Origin of the sequence: Pseudomonas silesiensis, assembly GCF_001661075.1 — a bacterium.
GTDB classification, from domain to species: Bacteria; Pseudomonadota; Gammaproteobacteria; order Pseudomonadales; family Pseudomonadaceae; genus Aquipseudomonas; species Aquipseudomonas silesiensis.
Genome location: NZ_CP014870.1, coordinates 5,784,651 through 5,804,784 on the forward strand (window position 1 = coordinate 5,784,651; position 20,134 = coordinate 5,804,784).

Sequence of the window (20,134 nt, forward strand, 5' to 3'; positions counted from 1 at the left end):
TCCACGGACGTCTTTTTTTGTACCTGAAATCCAGCAAAATCAAGGGTTTAAGGGCTTCCGGGTGCCAACGAGGCATTTGGAGTTCCAGACAGTTTGGTATCCCAGGTGGTATCCAGAGCTACCCGGTGCTATTTTTAGGATACCAAAACGGTGCCCGAGGTAGCTCCCATGCCTACTCAAGCAACCCGTCTCTCCGATCGCCAGCTCAAGGCGGTCAAGGCAACTGGTAAAGACTTCGTCCTTAGCGACGGCGACGGCCTACAGCTTCGAGTACGCGCCAGCGGCTCGATGATGTGGAATTTCAATTACCGCGAACCGTTGACCAGAAGCCGTATCAATATGGCACTCGGCCCATACCCCGACCTCTCGTTAGCCAACGCCCGGAAGAAAGCCGCAGAAGCGCGTGAGTTGCTCGCTCTGGGCATTGATCCCAAAGCTCAACGCGATGAGGTAAGGCAAGCCAAACTCGCTGAGACCGAGCACACCTTCGAGAAGGTGGCCACCGCCTGGTTCGAGCTAAAGAAGGACTCCGTGACGCCGGCATATGCCGAAGACATTTGGCGCTCGCTAACGCTGCATATTTTTCCCGACTTGAAAACAACGCCTCTCTCGCAGATCAGCGCCCCGATGGTCATCAAGCTCCTTCGCCCCATCGAAGCCAAAGGCAGTCTCGAGACAGTGAAGCGACTGAGCCAACGACTCAACGAGATCATGACCTACGGGGTAAACTCCGGGCTGATTTTCTCTAACCCCCTCAGTGGTATTCGAGCGGTATTCAAGAAGCCCAAAAAAGAGAACATGGCCGCGCTACGACCCGATGAGCTTTCCGAGCTCATGATCGAAATCGCGAATGCCAGCATCAAGCGGATCACCCGCTGCCTGATCGAATGGCAACTGCACACCATGACCCGTCCTGCCGAAGCGGCTACCACCCGATGGGCAGATATCGACTTCGACAAACGCATCTGGATCATCCCGCCGGAGCGCATGAAAAAGCGTCGTCCGCACACCATCCCACTGACCGAACAGGCACTCGCGTTACTGGAGGCGCTCAAGCCCCACAGTGGTCACAGGGAATACGTGTTCCCGGCAGATAGAAATCCGCGCACCCACGCCAATAGCCAGACCGCCAACATGGCGTTGAAACGCATGGGCTTCCAGGACCGCTTGGTCAGCCACGGCATGCGCTCCATGGCTAGCACCATCCTGAACGAGCATGGGTGGGATCCGGAGCTGATCGAAGTCGCGCTGGCGCATGTCGACAAGGACGAAGTTCGAAGCGCTTACAACCGAGCGGACTACATCGAGCGCCGGCGTCCGATGATGGCTTGGTGGAGTGAGCACATCCAAAAAGCGGCCACTGGCAACCTGTCGGCATCTGCGATCAATCAAACCAGGGACCACAACGTCGTGCCAATACGGTGAGAGCTCACCGGTCGCCGCCGGTAACCGAAAATGACGCCTCAGATGGAGTGATGGTTGATTTGGCGACAGCAGCGACACCGGCGACAACCCGCGCAATACCTGGCCTGCAGCATGGCGACAGAAGTGGCGACTGTCGCCATTGCAAACCTCATTCTTGAGGCTTTCTCGGCCAAGCCCACGCGAGGGGGAAGGCTCCGCATTCCCACTCGCATGGGCTCCACGTAATTGAATCTCACTTGACCACCTAATTGGATTGCCACTGACCAGTTGTTTGCATTCGCGCTGACCAGCCGTTTGCAGTTGATGGGTGTCAGCGGGTGCCACTCAGCGCGAGTGTGTCAGCCAAGCACTGAAGAACTGCAACCGACCGATTGTGTTGAAAAAGTCGGCCGTGTTTTCGAAAGCAGAAAAGTACGCGTCGGAGATTGAAATCCTGAATGTCCGCAGAGCCTTCTAGGTGTTGCCGCTGACCGAAAACTGACCCAGTAAAGGCTGTTCTGCCGAAGAAAACCCAGTGCGAGTGGTCGACGTTTCGTAGATGAACTCGCGGGTGCACTTGGGTTTGTAGGTGTTGATCCTGCTGCAACGGGGTGTCCGGCCTAACCTTCCCGCAATCTTGTTGAAGATCTATATCTACGGCTATCTCAATCGGATTCATTCCAGTCGCAGGCTTGAACGTGAGGCCGAGTGCAACGTCGAGTTGATGTGGCTGACGGGGCATTTGGCTCCTGATTTCAAAAGCATCGCCGACTTTCGCAAAGACAACGGCAAATCCATTCGCAGCGTCGCCGTCAGTTCAGGCAACTCTTCTACAATCCTGACGTGCCTAAAATCATCGAGCCAGAGGGCATGCGCTTGTATAATAATTGTGCCCACCGGTTCGCCGTGAATGCCACGGTATCAGCCATTTCTAATGGCGAACCGTCTGCCGCCGGGACGGATCTATCTAAAGAGCTACATCACTAGCAATATGACCTTTTCGGTTGTTAAATAGCGCCGAAAGGTAGCCATAAGCAAACATCCCCAGAATCAGTAGCTGGAGCCAAATCCCTGAACCCGGCTCGCCATTGGTTAGTAGATGAAAATTCACTGTCGTCATGAGCGTAAAACCAGCGATGCCGATAAGAGCAAGCAGTGGGCATACGGTAGTTTTGAAGCTAAAAGCTCTACGCTTGATAAAAAAGTAAAGAACCGCGCCGCTAGTCAAACTCATAAGAATAAGCATTGCATATGTACCAACACCACCAACTTGGGCGTACAGGACAGAGGGGTCGGCTTTGATAAAAATCGTGGTAGCAATCGCCCAGCCCACTGTGCATGTTAAACTAGCTACGTGAGGTGACATGTGCTTAGGATGGACTTGGCTAAATTTACGGTGGATCGCACCGTTTCGACTTAACGAATAGATGTAGCGGGCTAACGCATTGTGCAGCGAAAGCAAACAGGCTATCGCAGAAAGGATAAGTACACCTCGTGTGATGTCGACGCTAGTTTTGCCCATATAGGTAGCCATGGCATTCAGAAATAGGCTTGATGCATCTTTAGATGCGGCAGACATAACCTCCTCTGTCCCATACGCCGCAATCGTCATCCAAGCGCTAAAAGCGTAGAAAATACCGATAAATAGTACCGCAGCATAAGTAACGAAGGGAATCGTCTTTTTGGCGTTATGTACTTCATCTCGGTAGACAGCTGTCGATTCAAAGCCAATAAAAATGATAATTGAAAATAGGAAGGCCACAGTAAAGTCCCCATCAAATAGGTGGGTAGGCGAAAGCGGCGCCAAAGAAATATTGGTTACTCCTTGTGTGATAGGGACAATCAAATTAAACGCAAGGACCAATGCAATCTCTACGAACATGGTAATAGTTAGCACCTTTGCGGATAGGTCAATCCGGAGGTAGGATAATACACCGCTGGATGCAAAGGCGAGTACGCTGCCTATATACCAAGGTATACCTGTAATGCCAAATACGTCAGAAAGAAAACTCGAAAGCACTGGGCCAATTAGGGCAATGGTACAGAAACCTAGCGCAAAATAAGCAAATATGGCGACGAACGCCGTACCTTGTCCTATATTGACCCCGCATGCATGGGTCACATAAGCATAGAAAGCTCCAGGCCTATAAACATATCCAGACATCGCTACAAAACCAATACTAAACATCAGCATTAAGACTGTAGCGGCAAGAATGAGAGCGGGGGCGCCGGTTCCGCCGCCTTGGATTACAAATGGAATCAAGCTGGTTACCGAAGTTACCGGTGCGGCAAATGCCAGAACTGAGCAAAGCAGCTCCCAGCTCGACATCTTTCCTTTTAGCTGCTTAGTCTCAGGTGCGTATTGTTCACGCTCTGCCATTGCATTTATGGGCAGTCTGGTCCCGTCTGAAGTTGTCATTAGCATCACCATCGATTATGCACGAAAACTGGCAGCGTTGGTATGTGGAGTAAACCGCTTTAGAAGAATAGTTGTATAAGCGAACCATCATGCCGTCAGATGACTATCCGTGATTTTGCTCTACGCCACATCAACCTTAGGGATGAGATGACTTACAAGATGACCTATCCAGCTAGCGCTGCCCATTTTCTATTGCCTACAGCCGTACAGGCATTCAACTTCATTGCACACCGCTTAACAGTGCAATTGCCTTAGCTCTACTTTCAACTTGAAGTTTTTGAAATATGTGCAATACATGCGTTTTTGCCGTTGGCAACTCCATATCAAGCCGGGAAGCTATAGCTTTATTCGGCTCGCCCGCAACCATCAACTCGGCTACCGCCCTCTCTTTAGGTGTAAGCTTATATCGTAACTCCAGCTCACTATTTAAATTTAAGAGCCGGACTGCTGGCAGAATGGAAAAGGTATACTGTAGATAATTGTAGACCTCTCTAAGATATGGGGGATTCAATCTGTGCCCATCCTCTTGTTGAAGCAACGCAGCGGAAGCAACGGCTGTTCCGCCGGCCCAGAAAATTAAATCCATTTCCTCATGGATGTTATATTTATGAAGAAATGGCTGATATTCTTCTAGAAGATATTGATCGTGGGTTGTTTTGGCATTGGAAAGCGTTTCAAAACAGCTGGAGCTCTGAATTAATAATTCTGCACGGAGAGGATCTGCGCCGTGGTAGCGATCATAATACTCGGTGATCATGCGTTCGTCAGCACCAGCTTGCACATGTGGGGGCTTGGTTTTGTGATTTTCATACCAAGTAAAGACGACGGCGGTGCAGCCACTTGTGTTCTTTAGGAAAGAGACAGTTTTCTGAGCAAAATCATGACATCTTGTACCGAACTCTGCCTTCTGCATTCTAACACCTCAATATATTGCACGGTTTTGGGGCGCAGCGTAAGCGCTTGCCTTATTATGGAGCTTAAACGCTGCGTTATGTATTGCAGTCTTTAGCTTATGAAGGTAAGCACAACCCGTGCCATTCGACGAGTATTAATATTGCCTCCTCATCCTTTAGGTTGATGTATCACGCAACATGTTCACATAGGCTTAACAACAGCTTATGTGAAAATTCAAATATACGTCATTTTTAGAACTTCGGAGAAGTTATGCCTCTTATCCACCTCCCTGCAAACTGCTCCATTGATGAAGTAATAAACTGTTTAGATTCGGATGGGTATTGCATTATCGACAATGCCGTAAGCGATGAAATCGTAGATACAGTTAATGATCAAATCCAGCCGTATCTAGAACGCACACCCGAGGGAGAGAATAATGCTGTAGGCAAACTCACGCGTCGCTGCGGTGCCGTTCCTGGAAGATCAACAGCATCTCACGCGATGGTCATGCACCCCACCGTACTCGGCGCAACTAGGAAATTTTTGTGCAGAAACTCGTCTAACATCCAACTCAATCTCACACAGGTCATTTGCATAGATCCTGGACAGAAAGCGCAGTTTTTGCACCGAGATGAGGGCGCGTGGGACTGGTATGATCATTTTCCTGTGAACTTCCATATTGAAGTAAGTACAATCTGGGCGATGGACGATTTCACTGAGGAAAATGGCGCCACCCGGGTTATACCAGGTAGCCACAAGCATAATTTGCTTCCACTTAGTTTCACACAAGCCGACTCGCTTGCTGCCGAGATGAAGAAAGGCTCTGTATTGGTTTATACCGGTAAAACTATTCACGGGGGCGGAGAAAACAAATCCAAGGCAAGCCGCCGAGCGCTGAACATTGATTACTGCGTCGGCTGGGTTCGTCAAGAGGAGAACCAATATCTTTCAATCCCAATAGAGGTTGCTAAGACCTTTCCCGATGACCTTCAGCGATTAATTGGCTACGAAATGGGTGCGGCAAGTATGGGCTACGTTAGGGAGTTTGAGGATCCGCGTGTAGCGCTTTATCCTGAAGAACCGTTTGATCAGAAATTTTTTATTGAACTTCTGGAAAAAAGCTCACATTTTTCTAACATTGCGAAAAGCGTATATAATTACGTTAAAAAATAAGCAGTCGTTAGTGACGGTAGCGCCGGTTAAATGTGGCATGGCAATAAGCTCGGGGGTATAAGTCCCCCATTTTAGCTCGACGGTAGCGAGCGCTCGCAGATCCCCTGGAGATGGTTTCAATTCGGGGTATTGATGTGCTGAATTACACTTGGTTTTGGCGAAGAAATCTCGCGTTTCCGACCTCAATTCACCGAGCTAATGCGCGGGCCATCGGCCTCGACGTGCATGACATGGATGTCGGTGCTTGGTGCAATGTTGTAGCGTTGGATATTGACCTCTTCATTTTGATGCCACTTGGAAGCGGGTCGGAAGATCATTGTTGAACGGCTGGACGAAGCCGCACTTCCTCTACCGCTTTTCATTGGCTGCATCCTTACGCAGCCTTCCCATCGTGTACAAGGCACGGCGGTGTTTCTTACGGCCAGGGCCGAAGCCGTTCCGCATGCGCTGCTGCACAACCGGCTTCATAACCAGGTTTTGCAGGAGCAAGTGGTGTCGCTCACTCTGATGTCTGAAGACAGCCCTCGTGTCAGTGCTCACCGTCGGTTTGAGGTTGAAACGTATGGCGAAGGGTTCTTACGGGTCAGTCTGCACTTTGGCGTTATCGAGGAGTCCGATGTCCCCTTGGCGTTGAGTCTCTGCCCCTTGGCTGAACTGGACTTCGGTCCGATGCGCACGACCTACTTCCCTCAGTCGAGAAGCGGTGATCCCGACCAAGCGCGTCGGTATGGCCCGCTGGCGAGAAAGCCTGTTCGCCTTTTTACTCAAGAACGCCAACAGCGACCTGAAGTACTTCAATTTGCCGTTGAATCAGGTGATAGAACTGGGCACACAGGTCGAAATGTAAGGAACTGACAAGGCCGCACTGGTGGTCTTGTTTGTACGCAGAGCAAGAGGCATGAAGACCACTGTGATCAGCATCTGTTTCATCAGTTGATCCCGGCCATTATGAATGTCAACTCCTGGCCCGTTCTCCGCCGGTCGTCACTACGGCGTGTGCTGGTCAGGTCGAATGTAATTCGACTGGTCAGTGACAATGCAAATGGTCAAGTCCATGCAACTACGCAGGCTCACATTAAAAACCGACGAACGACCACCTGACCATGGAAAGCCACCGGATTCCAAGGTCTTCTAGCACTACCGATTGGCGCAAGAGTCGCCCCTAAAATACTGTTGACCGCGAGCAGAACGAGCGCTAAACCAGAACTGTACAAGCGCTGTCCTCGACAGCACCCAGGTAGCCAGAACCTTTGAGGCTACGCCACATTGTGGTGGTTCACCCCAAGTGCGATTAGCGTTCGGCGGCTCGCACGGTCACAGCCATGTGATGGATGCCACTTCTTCCAGAATGCCCACTGCGGCAACTCATGTCCCCTCCTGGCTGCTCTGCAGCAACTTATCGACTTGGCCATTTCTTGCGCCAACCTTTTGCCCGTCTCTTTGCCCCCTAAAGAGACGGGCGCTCGTACGGTTGCTGCAGCCCAACTCGTACAAGGCTTTGCGGCATTCCCCCTCGTGACAATCGGCGTGACAAACACCGAAGTCACCAGCAACAGCGATGCCGATGACGGTGCCGCAGCCCAAGGAATGGACTGCACCTGACTGACAGTCAGGCATGCCCCGGTCATCGCCTCACTGCCTTCACCCGACTCAGGATCTCGCCGCACCGGTCTCGTCAGCCAGTGCAGCCTCCACCCGCCCACTTCTTCGGAAGTGCTTAGGAGGCCAGATCATGAGATGCCCAAGCTCTCGGTCGTAAGGAGCCGTCAGTCCCGCGCTAGCGGACAACCCTCACAGGTCGCAGGGGCCTTGATCCCTGATAACACTCAACAACCGTGGCGGGATGAGTGAGGACGAAGTCGATAATCTCAGGAGAATAGCGATGCAACTGTGCGAAGCGTTCGAGCCACCACAACCCTTGCTGGAGTACCAGCAGGCACCACTGCCCTACCCGGTCGAAGCACTCGGGGATCTGTTGGGTCTTGCGGTCGAACGACTGGCCGAGGTGATCGGCGTGCCCTGCGCCATGGCTGCACAATCGGTGCTGGCCAGCGCTGCCCTGGTAAGCCAGGGTCATGCCAATGTTCAACTCGACGGTCGAACCTATCCGCTGTCCCTCTACCTACTGACGGTGGCGTCCTCGGGTGATCGCAAAAGTGCAGTGGATCAGCTCGCACTGAAAGCGGCGCGCGACTGGGAACGACAGCAGTGGGCCCTGTATGCGGAAAAGCTCAAAGCTTATCGCGCAGCCAGCAGCATCATGGCCAAACCCACAACCGCAAAGAGACACGCGGCGGCGGAAGGCAGCGAACTATCCGAGCCGGTACCGCCAAGGCTGATCATTGCCGAGCCCACCATTGAGGCCCTAATCAAAAGTCTGTGCCATGGCTTGCCCAGCATGGGCTTGTTCAATGATGAAGGCGGCCAGTTCTTGGGCAGTAGCACCATGGGCAAAGAGAATCTGCTCAAGGCAATCACCACCTTGTCGCTGCTGTGGGACGGCAGCCCGATCGACCGGGCCCGCTCCATGGCCGGCGAAAGCCTACGGGCCTATGATCGCCGCCTCAGCCTGCATCTGATGCTGCAGCCCTACCTGGCCAACCAGCTGCTCAAAGACCCGGTGATCAATGGTCAAGGCATTCTGGGCCGTTGCCTGATCAGTTGGCCCGAGCGCCTGGCCGGCCAGCGACTCTACAAGGCGATCGACCTGACCCGGGATGCCCGAGTCCAGCGCTACCAACAAAGGATCACGGCCTTGCTGCAAAAGCCCTGGTCGCTTCACCAGGATGGCTCACTCAATCCAGCAACACTGGAGCTGACTGCCCGGGCCCGTCGTGCCTGGATTGATATTCACGACACCATCGAGTGCCAGTCCGGCGAGTTCGGCGAACTGGCCGGCGTCCAGCCGGTCGCGAGCAAGGCCGCGGCGAATGTACTGCGTATCGCGGGCGTGCTGGCCATGGTTGAAGAGGCCAGTGCGTTGGACGAAGCACACATCCAGCGCGCCTCCACGTTGATGGATTACTACCTGGCCGAGATACAGCGCTTGACCGAACAAGCGCCGGTCAATAGCCGACGCGAGGAAGCGGATCGGCTGCTGCGCTGGTTGGTGCAGAAAGGCTGGACCCACTTCACCGTCCGCGACGTCAATCGCAATGGTCCTCGTTTTGCCCGCAAGAGCGCTGACCATACCGCCTCTTTATTGGTCGAGCTGATCACGCATCGCTGGCTGAACAGCCGCGACGGAAAAACGTTCGAGGTCCGCCATGTTTCGCCTCAATGACGCGGTGCGCCGCTACCAGGCACAACATCAATTACAGCCAGAATCGCGGCGTGTCGCCACCGCTGTCGCCACCCTGTCGCCCCGCGCCAGGCCAGAAACGACGCGGGTTGTCGCCACTGTCGCCGCTGTCGCCACATCACCCCTGGACCCTACCCACATCGCCCGACTGATCGAGCAATTGCGTGGGGAAGGAGCACTGCTGCAACACCATGAGAACACCCTCCTGGTCCGCCCGACACATTGGCAGCAGGTGGACAGGCTCAGCCCCCACTGGAAAGCCCTGCTGCTCTTTCTACAAACAAACGAAAACGGTGATGAAGATGGCTCTGATCGGTCGGCGTGAGGGTCGCAACTTTGGTTACGGCCGCCAGCTAAGCTACGCCGGCCCACAAGCGCTCAAGGATCTGTTTGCCGGCGGCCACTTCGCCACGGTCAAAGCGCATAGCGATCGCTGGCAAGCATTCGTGCGTTGGTGTCGGTCAGAGGACGGTCCGGGTTACAACGATGCACGCCAGATCGATCGACACACGCTGCACGACTACGCCGCGTATCTGCGCCAGCAGATCCAACAAGGTGAACTGGGCATCGCCACCGCGCAGAACCGCCTGAGCAGCGTCAACCGCACCCTCGCTGCGCTGCGCGGTGATCAGGACGTGAGGATCGCCAGTCCGAGCCAGGCGTTAGGACAGCAGCGCTCGAGCGTACGCACCCGCGCACCGGATGGCCAAGACCACCAACAGGTGCGGCGAGTACTCGAGGCGCTTGGCGAACAGCAACACGAGCGGGTGGCCGCGATTGTCCTGTTGGCCCGAACAACCGGTATGCGCTTGCGCGAAGCAATCCTGGCTGACCTGCCACGCTTGCACCGCGAAGCCGAACACTTAGGCCGCATCAACATCCAGGACGGCACCAAAGGCGGCCGTTCAGGGGCATCGGCGCCGCGATGGGTTGTGGCCAATGAAGCGGTGAAAGCGGCCCTGCAGTTGGCTCGTCAGGCGTCGCCGCCCCATAGCCGCAACTTGCTGGCCCGCGACGAAAGCTATGCCGCGTTCCTGCAACAGACCGTGCTCCCTGCCCGCGAAACGCTGCATGAACACGGGCTGAAGGGCTTTCATGAACTGCGCGCGGCCTACGCCTGCGAGCGTTATGAGCAGCTCACTGGCCACGCCGCACCGGTCAATGGGGGTCACTGCTATCGCATTGACCGCGACCTGGATCAACAGGCGCGGCAACAGATCAGCCTTGAGCTCGGTCATAACCGGATTGATGTGGTTTCGGCCTACATTGGAGGTCGAGCGTGACCAAGCCCTTCGATATGACGCTGTTCCTGAGCGGCGTACTGACCGGCTCAAAGGTCACGCAGCAACGCCACCTACGCCAAGCCCGAGTCATGCAAGCGGCCATTCAACAACGATGGCAGCGAGACAATCCCTGGACCTGGCAGCTCAAGCATGTGCGCTGGTTTTTCACCCAGCACCTGAAGGACCATTCCGACGCCACCCGGTATTACTATCGGCTCACCGCCCTATTGGTCTGGAAGCGATTAGGGAATGACCGAGAAATGCTGATCGGCGCTCGAATCGTGGGTAGACAGCCTTCCAGGCTCACTAATCGGCCTTTATCTATCTCTGCGAGGAGAAAGGCGGCGACGCTGCTTAACCACGCAAGGTGTGTTGGGCGGATGCTTCCACTTAACACCCTGCCCTAGACCCTATACGCTTTCCAGCTCCCAACTCAACTTACAGAGCCCTCATGTCCCTGGACTCTCTCGTCGACGAACTCTACGCCGACCCCAACGTGCAGCGCATGCTCGCGCTGTCCACTCACAGCGAACCACTCCAGATCTGTTACCCCAAGGAAGTCAACGTATCTCGCTTCCTGGCTTGGCTGCTAGACCCCAGCCAAGGTCACGGGCTGGGTGACCAGGCAATAAAATCTCTGCTGACCCGTGCGGGCGTTTCCGCGCACCAAGCCAATCTAACGCTCAATGACCGGCGTTTTCTCGCGGCGGCGAATATCCACACCCTGGCGTTTTCGTCGATCATTGTCGTCACAGAAGCAGAGTTGGGACTGCCCGGCGAAGCCCGATACATCGATGTGCTGGCGGTCGACCCTGCTGCGAAACTTTACGTAGCCATCGAAAACAAGTTTGGCTACCGCGAAGGCAAAGACCAGACTAAGACCTACTTCAATGCGCTGCGCAAATTGTTCCCGACTTATCGTGGTATCCACCTGTACCTGGATAGCAACGATAGTGAGCCGGAGGACGATCACTGGATTTCGATTAACTACACCTGGCTCACGGAATTTCTCGGCCACACCGAACAACTGAGCTGGGTTGCTCCACATGTCAAAGCCACCATGGCTCAGTTCCGCCAAGCCGTTCAGGAGGAAGACGACGTGGCCGAGGGCAGCGTCCTAGGCAAGCTGGTGACCCATGTGGCAAGCCAGCATGGGAGCTCGCTGGACGCACTGCACAAAATTCTGACGCCCAACGCGCCCCGGTCCAGGGCCAAAGACCTAGCCGAGCTTGTCAAAGGTATGGCCTCAGGCAACGAGGCCAAGGCGAATATTCGCTTGTTTCAGCTGTACTGCCGTCGACCAAACATCTGGGACCGTTGCCTGAAGGAACGCAAATTCGCCAGGTTTTACCGCGTGCTGGGTGAGCAGTTCAGCCACCTAGTAGCCGACCCCCGCCGAGTAGTCACCTACTTCAGCCTGAAAGAATTTGAGCGGCTGCTGGATCCGGAGCTGGGCACTGCCTGGGCCGCAGCCATTCGCATACGCCAAGATGGCGAGCATTTCTGTGTCACGACATACGTGTCTCTGAGCTGTGTGAAGACTCAACTTCGCACTCAGCTGCTACACATCGTTAACGCGGAGCGCACTCGAAACGCCATCCGCCAGGCCCAGCAAGACGACGGCAATCTCACCATACGTCGCGGCATCAGCCTGCCTCCTGTCAAGGCCGCCGAGGACGCCGCAGAACAGCTCAAAGCCCTTCGCACTCTGCTCAAGGGCCTCGGCTAAGCGAGGACGGCACCAAAGGCGGCGCTGCAGTTGGCTCGTCATGCGTCGCCGACTGGCAGCCGCAACTTGCTGGCCCGAGACGAAGCTACGCCGCGTTCCTGCAACAGACCGTGCTTCCCACCCGCGAAACGCTGCATGAACACGGGCTGAAGGGCTTTCATGAACTGCGAGCGGCCTACGCCTGCGAGCGTTACGAACAGCTCACTGGCCACGCCGCACCAGTCAATGGTGGCCACTGCGATCGCCTTGAACTCGGGCATAACCGAATCGATGTGGTGTCGGCCTACATTGGAGGCAGAGCGTGACTAAGCGCCTTCGATATGGCGCTGTTCCTGAGCGGAGTACTGACTGGCTCGAAGGTCATGCAGCAACGACACCTACGCCAAGCCCGAATCATGCAAGCAGCCATTCAACAGCGATGGCAGCGAGACAATCCCTGGACCTGGCAGCTCAAGCATGTGCGCTGGTTTCTCACTCAGCACCTAAAAGACCACTCCGACGCCACCCGGTATTACTATCGACTCACCGCTCTATTGGTCTGGAAGCGATTAGGGAATGACCGAGAAATGCTGATCTAACGCTCGAGTTGCGGATAGGCAACCCTCTAGACTCGCTTGCCCGCCTTCATCTATCTCAGCGTGGATATTCTCTTGCGGATGAACCTGCTCGAAAAATACCGCCGCAATGGCGCAAAACAACCCAAAGCGGTTAGTCGTGACGGGCCGATAACGGCCGATTGTGTTGAAAAAGTCGGCGTCGGTTTCCACCGCAGAAAAGTACGCGCCTGAGATTGAAATCTGTAATTTACGCAGAGGGTTCAGGGCCCATATTTAGCGTAGCAGCGTGCAAAAAAGGCATTTTCACCGCTCAATGTATGGGTGGCCAGGCGGCTCGACTTTTTCAACACAGTCGGCCAGAAGGACTGTCGGAATAAGCAGCCGTCGACCTGCATCTGCATGGGCCTCACTTGTGAGATTTATCAGTCAGCAAGATGGCTGCACAGCGCTGCCATATGTTTAGCTCACAGCCATCCGATGGCAAACGAGGTGCGTTGGCAGAGGCCCACGATGCGGCAGCATGAAGGAAAGCAGTAATGGAGCCTTTATCCCACCGCGCCCCCCCCTGACCGTAGGGAAATGGAGGAGATTTTTTCCAATGCACGTTCATTAGCGAAATCCCGAGCTAGGGCTTCAACGAGCCATCACGACTTGGGATGGCCAGCCAGCTCAGAACGGCGCAGCAATTGTCGTGTGCGGTGACAAAGCCTTGCACAGTCAATTGATTGAGGATCTACGTTACGCACAGTGAAGCTGCGACCCATTCTGCGAAGGTCACAAGTGACAGTCGACCGTTGCAAAGTTGCGCGCTTCCCTGCAAATTCCGGTAAAGGCATGTTTCAGATAACAATGAGCCAAGATCCAACTAACCAGTGACCAATCCCAGCCCGGGCGCTGGATACAGCATGATGTGATGGGACCGGCGTGCCCTCAACCTTAATGGTTCATCGGGTTCATGTGCCGAAACAAGGGAAATCGTACAGACATCAACCAGCAAATTAAGAGATCAGTACGCGCGCCACTATTTCATCGCTGCACTTTTCAATCACAATCACGCATCAAAACCCTGGAGAGCGGTATGACGTTTAAACCTGGCGATGTTGTACAACTGAAATCCGGCGGCCCGCACATGACCGTAGAGCAGATTGGCGAGGCTGCAATGACAGGTGAAAGCACCGTTTGGTGTGTATGGTTTGAGAGAGTTGGAGGCCGCCAAACACGACACGAAGCGACCTTTCGACCGACCTCGCTTGAAAATACGTCAATGTCTTTCGAAATCACCAGTATTTAAAGGGTAGCACTATGATGCGTGCCGCGTTCCTAGGGATTGATAGGTATCACGATCCGTTAGTGGGTGATCTGACAGGGGCGGCGCGAGATGCGACGGCACTGTGGGCCGTCATGTCGGATTCAATAGAAGGCTTGGATGCCCAATTGATTACCAACGAAGATGCCACTGTAGATGCGATGAGGGCGGCGATAGAGGCCACCTTGAGTGCAGCCAACGAGGATGATGTCGTCATGTTTGGCTTCGCGGGGCATGGGACACCGGACCATCGGCTCGTACTGCACGACACAGAAGTCGATAATTTACCTGGAACAACACTTGGGATGGACGAACTCGCGCGATGGTTTCGCGACTCGAAAGCGCGGGCCGTCATTCTTCTTTTGGATTGCTGCTTCAGCGGCGGAGCGTCCGCGCGGGTTCTCAACATAGGGTTGATACCACGCAATGCTGTTGCTTTCCCATTAGTCGAAGTGGCTGGCCAGGGTCGCATTTTGTTTGCCGCCTCATCCGCAGATCAGGAAGCAATGGAAGATCCACAGTCACGCCACGGCCTGTTCACAAAGGCGATTATTGACACTCTATTGACTGCGGACGCCCCCCTTGGGATGCTAGAGTTGGTGGATAAAGTCACGCGGCTTGTCAGTGTCAACGCGCAGCGCTATGGGTATGTACAGTCGCCCACCATGTTTGGTCAAACACAAGGAGAGGTCCTAATACCACCGGGTCGCGTAGGCGACCGTTATCGTGCCGCTTTCCCAGAATATGGAAATTTTCAAACGAACGGCGAGATTCTCGAACTCACGAAGGCAGGCATTCCTAACGAAGCGGCGGATGCTTGGAATGAGCGTTTCCCAGCTGGCCTTAATACCTTGCAGATTGATGCGATCAACGACAAGGGCGTGCTGAGTGGCCAATCCCTTATGGTCGTAGCTCCAACCAGCGCAGGAAAGACTTTCATAGGCGAACTGGCCGCAATTAAAGCCATCGCAGCGGGGAAAAAAGCCGTTTTTCTGCTGCCTTACAAGGCGTTAGTAAACGAAAAATTTGAGGATTTTTCGGCACTTTATGGTGATCGGTTAGGTCTGCGGATCGCCCGGTGTAGCGGCGACTGGCAGGACCAAGTAAGCACCGTTCTGCGGGGCAAGTACGACATTGCCTTCTTTACCTATGAGAAATTTTTAAGCCTGTCAGTTTCTTCATCCCATATGCTCAATCAGATAGGGTTAGTGGTCTTGGACGAGGCTCAATTCATCACCGAGCCTGGACGAGGCATGGTGGTAGAGTTATTGCTTACCAGCATAATCAGCGCTCGGCGCCGGGGCGTGTGCCCTCAGCTCATCACGCTAAGCGCCGTCATAGGCCACGCCAACAGCATGGACAGCTGGCTCGGTTGCGGATTGCTTCAAACGAATTATCGCCCCGTGCCTTTGATCGAAGGTGTGATGGATCGAAGCGGCGCTTTTACTCGGCTTGGACCGAATGGGCCGGAAACAGTGCAGTTAATCGCCGGTCACGAAATCCGGCAGCGCCGCCAAAAATCATCCTCACAAGACATGATCGTGCCCCTCGTACGCAACCTCATAGAAGCAGGGGAAAAAGTTATAATTTTTCGTAACGCGCGTGGACCGGCGAGTGGTTGCGCCGAATATCTCGCAAGTGAACTTGGGCTGGAGGCGGCACAAGACGTAATTGACGCACTGCCCGAAGGCGATCCCTCCGCAATGTCCCAAAGTCTGCGTCGTGCTCTAGCTGGCGGCGTGGCATTTCACAATGGCGACTTGACACGCGACGAGCGAGTGGCGGTTGAACGCGGCTTTCGAGAGCCCAATGGACTAATCAAAGCCCTTGTGGCGACGAGTACCGTAGCAGCTGGAGTAAACACACCTGCATCAACCGTCATCATTGCCGAAACAGACTTCCCCGGCCGAACCCGCACCCCCTACACAGTCGCGCAGTACAAAAATATGGCCGGACGTGCTGGTCGCCTTGGCTATGAAGCCGAAGGACGATCAGTCCTTCTCGCCGAAACACCCATGGAGCGAAACCAGCTCTTTCGAACGTATGTGCAAGGAACGCCCGAAGCGATTACCTCATCTTTTGATTCAGCTCAGCCCGGCACCTGGACTATTCGTCTTCTAGCACAAGTCCGAGAGATTCCGCGTGATGCGGTCATTGACCTAATCGCAAACACCTACGGAGGTTTCCTTGCCGCGCTGCACTATCCCAATTGGCGGGATCGTATGGCCAGCTCGCTGGAACAGCTCCTTAACCGAATGATTGATCAAGGTCTGATTGACCAAGAAGGCGAAAACCTCCGCCTGACCATGCTTGGACGTGCATGTGGCGAATCACCTTTGGCTCTGGAATCTGCTCTACGATTGGTAGAGCTAGTACGTCGTCTCACCCCTGCCGATGCAACACTGGAGAATCTGCTCGTTCTCGTAGAGGTCCTTCAAGAGCGTGATGAAGATTACACGCCACAGAGCGGCCGAAACGGAGAACCACGATGGCAGCAAGAAGCTATTGTTCGGTTTGGCCCCATTATTGGCCATGGATTGGCTCACAGAGCAGAAAGCGATTCAGCGTTTTATGCTCGGTGCAAACGCGCACTCATTGTGAATGACTGGATCGCAGGCGAACCGATAACCGATATCGAAGCCCATTACTCGGCCAATGCTTACTCTCGCGTGGGACACGGTGATATCCGAGGGTATGCTGATGGCTCACGTTTCATCTTAGAGTCAGCATTACGCATTGCTGCCATTCTGCTAGGTCGGGCCGAGGATGAAGAAGCCACGGCGCTGCTATTCACCCGGCTCGACCATGGCTTACCTGCCGAAGCCCTACCATTGTTAGCAGGCCCCTTCACTTTAACGCGTGGGGAGGCTCTGGCTCTCTACCGTGCTGGACACAGAAGCTTTGATGCGATCTCAACGCTGGGGGAGCAGGCGCTAACGGCAATTGTCGGGCGCCGTGGTAGTAAATTGCTCGCGTTACTCAATCCGTAGGATTTTAAACATGGAAACCGAGCAATGGATGATCTGAGCATCTGCGGGACCACCGAAGCCCCGTAGATTGCTCAATACTGTTTTTATAGGCGGGAAATGAAGCCAGCTAAAGCTAGCCCCCTCAACCCTTTTTCGAAGGGTGTGGCGGAGGCGGATCACGCCGTGGTAACGGAACATCACCTCTAACGTTACGCATAGGAGGGGGCGGTGGTGGTGGCGGCTTCTGATCGGACATTACATGTTTCCTAAGTCAGCGATGATGTGTAGGTCGGTACGAACGCAATAATGGACGCTACGACCGCATAAATCACATATTTCGAGCACTGGTCGAGCTGGCTGCTACGCCTGTCATTATTCTTAGCATTTCGCGTTGCGCCCATAATGTAGTAATCCATCATGATCTGCATGAACCAGCCATTGGCTTCAACAATGTCACCATCATAGTAGGTAATCAGGAACCTGCGGTGAGATTCAAGATCCTCGGCCGTGGGTATCGCTAGATCATCAAGGCGTACCCGCCATCCTTGTGAGAAATGCGCCATTGCCACCAGTACGAAGACGACAGCCATTAAGTATGAAATCCAAAAATACACTCCGGCGGTAACCGCTACCGGAGGTGCCTTCGACAGTAGATAAGACAAAAAGCTGAGGACCGCTACAATCATTGCAAGGGGTAGGTTAAGACGCCCCATCAACTTCTCTTTCCTATCCGCCTCCGCGAGATAGATTTTTTCGTAAAGCTTGTACTCTTCGTCATCTGACTTCATGTATGAATGGCCACCTCAGGGCTGACATTCTCGTTGAACACACTTTTAATGAAATTCTCAAATCGCGCTTGAGTGCTCCGCTCCATCTGCTTGGCGACTTCTGCACTCAATAGCTGAATCCCTTCAAATCCTGCTGTGAGTAAACCACCGCCTGGCAACAGCCCGATACCTGCTTTCGTCGCAATCGTTATTAGCTTGGACAATGGGTGTTCTTGATCATCGGTCATCTGAATCATCTTCCGTCATATGTCTGGTGCGATCATCATCCAAGTCGTCACCAGTTTCTACCGACTCTGGCAATCTTATTACAACCATGATCCCTAACGGAGGCCGGGGACATGAGGAGTCTTGTCGCACGGCTGGACTCGCTCATTCATTTCGGTCCGTACCACAGCGCACTGTATCGCTTCGTCAAGATGCGCGCGCCTGCTTCGGCGGCCTCACCCGGTCTGTGACCTCACGTCTCTACCTCACCCAAAGACACCATGGGTGACCCTAGGATGTGAGTCCGCCAAGTTGGCGAACAATTCGACATCCTTCTATACAGTGGCCAAGCTCTGAAACGCCGCGGTACAGGAGAAAGTCGGTCGGAGACCGGCTATTAGCTCGGCACTCAGTTGGTCGTTCCGTCTGTGCAGACTGGCCGCTTTGGGCAGTTCACTGCCAATCATGGTTACGAAGCGTGCTGGTGAGATCGAATGCAAGCGGGAGGTCAAGTGGAGTGCAGTATTCCAATTGGTATTCCAACTAAAAACTAAAATAGTTATTAATGTTATAAATCAATAATTTACCAAACCGATTCAAATTACCCCGGCCCGCCAGATTTGACGGTGGGGTCATCGCTGGATCGCACGGGTGGTTTGGGAGTGAGGCTTTTCAAGCACACCGTGACCCTGGATGAACTACTGCAGATCTAGTGTCGGGATGCTTGGCGCTACCCCCTCTATGCTGCTTTCTCATCTGCATGGACAACGTCACCGAACAGAAGCATTGAGGAAGATGTACATGATTGCCCGTATTTCAGCCGCCTTCGCCGTTATGGTTTCTTTGGTTGCCAATGCCAACGCAGGGGTCGCACCTCGTGTCGAAATCGCCTTCAATAACGGCGCCGAAACCGTGACGGCTAACCATTCCATCAAAGAACCGCTCGCAGCGCAGCACCTGTCATCGAGACTTGTCGATGATGCCAAGAACAGCATCCAGCCGTTCGACCAAACGCTCGAATTGCAGGGCATTCGTTTTCATGTGACGACGGCGTTGATCGATGGAAATCCCGTGCTCTACATCACACCCCAAGGGCTGGAAATCGATAACTCGAAGGTGACTCACCCACTTACCGGCAACATCGTTCGCGCGGAGGTCGCAGATCTTGATCGCGATGGCTCACCCGAGGTTTACGTCTTTATCAGATCATCGGGGCGCGGGATGGCGGGTGAGCTCGTTGCCTACTCCGCTAACCGCAAGAAATCGCTCAGCGAGATTTATCTACCACCTGTCAGTGACAACCCGAAAACTGCAGAGGGTTACCAAGGCGAGGATGAGTTTGCTGTGACGGAAAATGCGTTGGTGCAGCGGTTTCCGGTTTACGACGGAGCTGACGCTGGTTCGGGCCGGACGGAAAAAATGCGGCAGGTTCAGTACAGGTTGATCCCAGGGGAAGCCGGATGGGTGTTGAGGGTTTCTAAGGTGACGGAAGACTGAGGTATTTTTTTAGCTCCACAGAAATGACCACCCCTGATCCGTTAACTGCTAGGCAAGCGCGTAGTAACAGTCCTAGGAAATTTCCTGCAAGTTGTAGCGCCTTCCATGAACTGGCGGACGCATCCACTGACCGATAATTTTCTCTCTTCGCTGTAACCCAGCGAACGGTTTTGACAGGCCGAAAAAGCGTGGGGTCCCGAAACTATTGGAGTCTTCCATGAAAAACAACATCCCAAATTCGCTTGAAAAAGCGAGCCTTGCAGAATCAGAAACCCTCGACCTGGCCGAACTCTCCAAAATCACCGAACGACGCGTCAGTGCCCGCCTCCGCAATCCCAATCACCTTGACCCCGTCAGCCACGTATTCACCATCCTCCCCGACATCGACACCCCGTCCCTGCTCGCTCACGCCTGCGAAACCCTGGCCTCGCTCAACGTCATGAGCACGGACCTTGCCTGCGATCTGGAAAGCTCTCGCCGTAACGTAGCGCTGGCGATCCAGCAACTGGCGGTGGTGGCCGAACTGTTGGTAAACCGGGCGCTGGACAACCTGGACCCACCCGATGGATTGCCAGAGATCCCGTCCACCAACCACCCCTGAGTGACGGCG

The 20,134-nt window shown here is 54.2% G+C and carries 17 protein-coding genes and 5 pseudogenes; 17 read left to right on the forward strand and 5 right to left on the reverse strand.

Going from position 1 to position 20,134, the window contains the following annotated elements; translation table 11 throughout:
* Positions 1-168: 168 nt before the first annotated feature.
* Positions 169-1,425 carry an integrase domain-containing protein gene (locus PMA3_RS25670; RefSeq protein WP_064679813.1) on the forward strand — a complete coding sequence of 419 codons (1,257 nt, stop codon included), beginning with the start codon at positions 169-171 and terminating at the stop codon, positions 1,423-1,425.
* Positions 1,426-1,924: 499 nt separating this feature from the next.
* A pseudogene (locus PMA3_RS31170) lies at positions 1,925-2,212 on the forward strand (transposase); the annotation flags it as partial.
* Between the two features lie 159 nt (positions 2,213-2,371).
* Here the strand turns inward: PMA3_RS31170 and PMA3_RS25680 are convergent.
* A complete protein-coding gene (locus PMA3_RS25680) occupies positions 2,372-3,823 on the reverse strand; it encodes an APC family permease (RefSeq protein WP_064679815.1) in 1,452 nt (483 codons plus the stop codon).
* 220 nt (positions 3,824-4,043) lie between these two features.
* Entirely contained in the window at positions 4,044-4,736 is a 693-nt protein-coding gene (locus tag PMA3_RS25685; RefSeq protein WP_064679816.1) for a response regulator transcription factor, read from the reverse strand.
* Positions 4,737-4,987: 251 nt separating this feature from the next.
* Here PMA3_RS25685 and PMA3_RS25690 point away from each other — a divergent pair, with 251 nt between their 5' ends.
* Positions 4,988-5,890, forward strand: a complete 903-nt coding sequence (locus PMA3_RS25690) for a phytanoyl-CoA dioxygenase family protein (protein WP_082930423.1) — start codon at positions 4,988-4,990, stop codon at positions 5,888-5,890.
* Positions 5,891-6,072: 182 nt separating this feature from the next.
* On the opposite strand, the gene PMA3_RS33725 is transcribed toward PMA3_RS25690, so the two are convergent.
* Entirely contained in the window at positions 6,073-6,252 is a 180-nt protein-coding gene (locus PMA3_RS33725; RefSeq protein WP_420848710.1) for a hypothetical protein, read from the reverse strand.
* On the opposite strand from PMA3_RS33725, the pseudogene PMA3_RS31175 reads away from it, so the two are divergent.
* From PMA3_RS31175 to PMA3_RS25730, 11 genes and pseudogenes are all read left to right on the forward strand, one after another.
* Positions 6,212-6,737 (forward strand): annotated as a pseudogene (locus PMA3_RS31175) (KUP/HAK/KT family potassium transporter); the annotation flags it as partial. The gene PMA3_RS33725 and the pseudogene PMA3_RS31175 overlap by 41 nt on opposite strands.
* 1,035 nt (positions 6,738-7,772) lie before the next feature.
* On the forward strand, positions 7,773-9,173 hold the full coding sequence (locus PMA3_RS25695; RefSeq protein WP_064679818.1) for a YfjI family protein: 1,401 nt from the start codon (positions 7,773-7,775) through the stop codon (positions 9,171-9,173).
* Positions 9,157-9,516 carry a hypothetical protein gene (locus tag PMA3_RS25700; protein ID WP_064679819.1) on the forward strand — a complete coding sequence of 120 codons (360 nt, stop codon included), beginning with the start codon at positions 9,157-9,159 and terminating at the stop codon, positions 9,514-9,516. The genes PMA3_RS25695 and PMA3_RS25700 overlap by 17 nt, the downstream gene beginning before the upstream one ends.
* On the forward strand, positions 9,494-10,474 hold the full coding sequence (locus PMA3_RS25705) for an integrase domain-containing protein (protein WP_064680802.1): 981 nt from the start codon (positions 9,494-9,496) through the stop codon (positions 10,472-10,474). Before PMA3_RS25700 ends, PMA3_RS25705 begins: the two co-directional genes overlap by 23 nt.
* Positions 10,471-10,743, forward strand: a pseudogene (locus PMA3_RS25710) (hypothetical protein); the annotation flags it as partial. The gene PMA3_RS25705 and the pseudogene PMA3_RS25710, both read left to right, overlap by 4 nt.
* Before the next feature lie 182 nt (positions 10,744-10,925).
* Positions 10,926-12,203 carry a PDDEXK-like family protein gene (locus PMA3_RS25715; RefSeq protein WP_064679820.1) on the forward strand — a complete coding sequence of 426 codons (1,278 nt, stop codon included), beginning with the start codon at positions 10,926-10,928 and terminating at the stop codon, positions 12,201-12,203.
* Positions 12,204-12,508, forward strand: a pseudogene (locus PMA3_RS33305) (integrase domain-containing protein); the annotation flags it as partial.
* A 15-nt stretch (positions 12,509-12,523) separates the two neighbouring features.
* Positions 12,524-12,781 carry a hypothetical protein gene (locus PMA3_RS33310; RefSeq protein ID WP_064679822.1) on the forward strand — a complete coding sequence of 86 codons (258 nt, stop codon included), beginning with the start codon at positions 12,524-12,526 and terminating at the stop codon, positions 12,779-12,781.
* A gap of 36 nt (positions 12,782-12,817) precedes the next feature.
* Positions 12,818-12,991, forward strand: a complete 174-nt coding sequence (locus tag PMA3_RS32725) for a hypothetical protein (RefSeq protein WP_161491158.1) — start codon at positions 12,818-12,820, stop codon at positions 12,989-12,991.
* 847 nt (positions 12,992-13,838) lie between these two features.
* Positions 13,839-14,051: a YodC family protein gene (locus tag PMA3_RS31195; protein WP_082930424.1), complete on the forward strand. Its 213-nt coding sequence runs from the start codon at positions 13,839-13,841 to the stop codon at positions 14,049-14,051.
* A gap of 11 nt (positions 14,052-14,062) precedes the next feature.
* Positions 14,063-17,056: a DEAD/DEAH box helicase gene (locus PMA3_RS25730; RefSeq protein WP_064679823.1), complete on the forward strand. Its 2,994-nt coding sequence runs from the start codon at positions 14,063-14,065 to the stop codon at positions 17,054-17,056.
* Between the two features lie 245 nt (positions 17,057-17,301).
* Here the strand turns inward: PMA3_RS25730 and PMA3_RS25735 are convergent, their stop codons facing one another.
* Together PMA3_RS25735 and PMA3_RS25740 are read right to left on the reverse strand one after the other, a co-directional pair.
* The gene (locus PMA3_RS25735; RefSeq protein WP_064454200.1) at positions 17,302-17,823 is read right to left on the reverse strand and encodes a hypothetical protein; all 522 of its coding nucleotides are present in this window, start codon (positions 17,821-17,823) and stop codon (positions 17,302-17,304) included.
* Complete coding sequence (locus tag PMA3_RS25740; protein WP_152032285.1) at positions 17,820-18,050, reverse strand: hypothetical protein; 231 nt, start codon at positions 18,048-18,050, stop codon at positions 17,820-17,822. The genes PMA3_RS25735 and PMA3_RS25740 overlap by 4 nt, the downstream gene beginning before the upstream one ends.
* 594 nt (positions 18,051-18,644) lie before the next feature.
* On the opposite strand from PMA3_RS25740, the pseudogene PMA3_RS33315 reads away from it, so the two are divergent.
* From PMA3_RS33315 to PMA3_RS25750, 3 genes and pseudogenes are all read left to right on the forward strand, one after another.
* Positions 18,645-18,740, forward strand: a pseudogene (locus PMA3_RS33315) (hydrolase); the annotation flags it as partial.
* Between the two features lie 88 nt (positions 18,741-18,828).
* Positions 18,829-19,524: a hypothetical protein gene (locus PMA3_RS25745; RefSeq protein WP_064679825.1), complete on the forward strand. Its 696-nt coding sequence runs from the start codon at positions 18,829-18,831 to the stop codon at positions 19,522-19,524.
* A gap of 217 nt (positions 19,525-19,741) precedes the next feature.
* The gene (locus PMA3_RS25750; protein WP_064679826.1) at positions 19,742-20,125 is read left to right on the forward strand and encodes a DUF6124 family protein; all 384 of its coding nucleotides are present in this window, start codon (positions 19,742-19,744) and stop codon (positions 20,123-20,125) included.
* Positions 20,126-20,134: the final 9 nt, after the last annotated feature.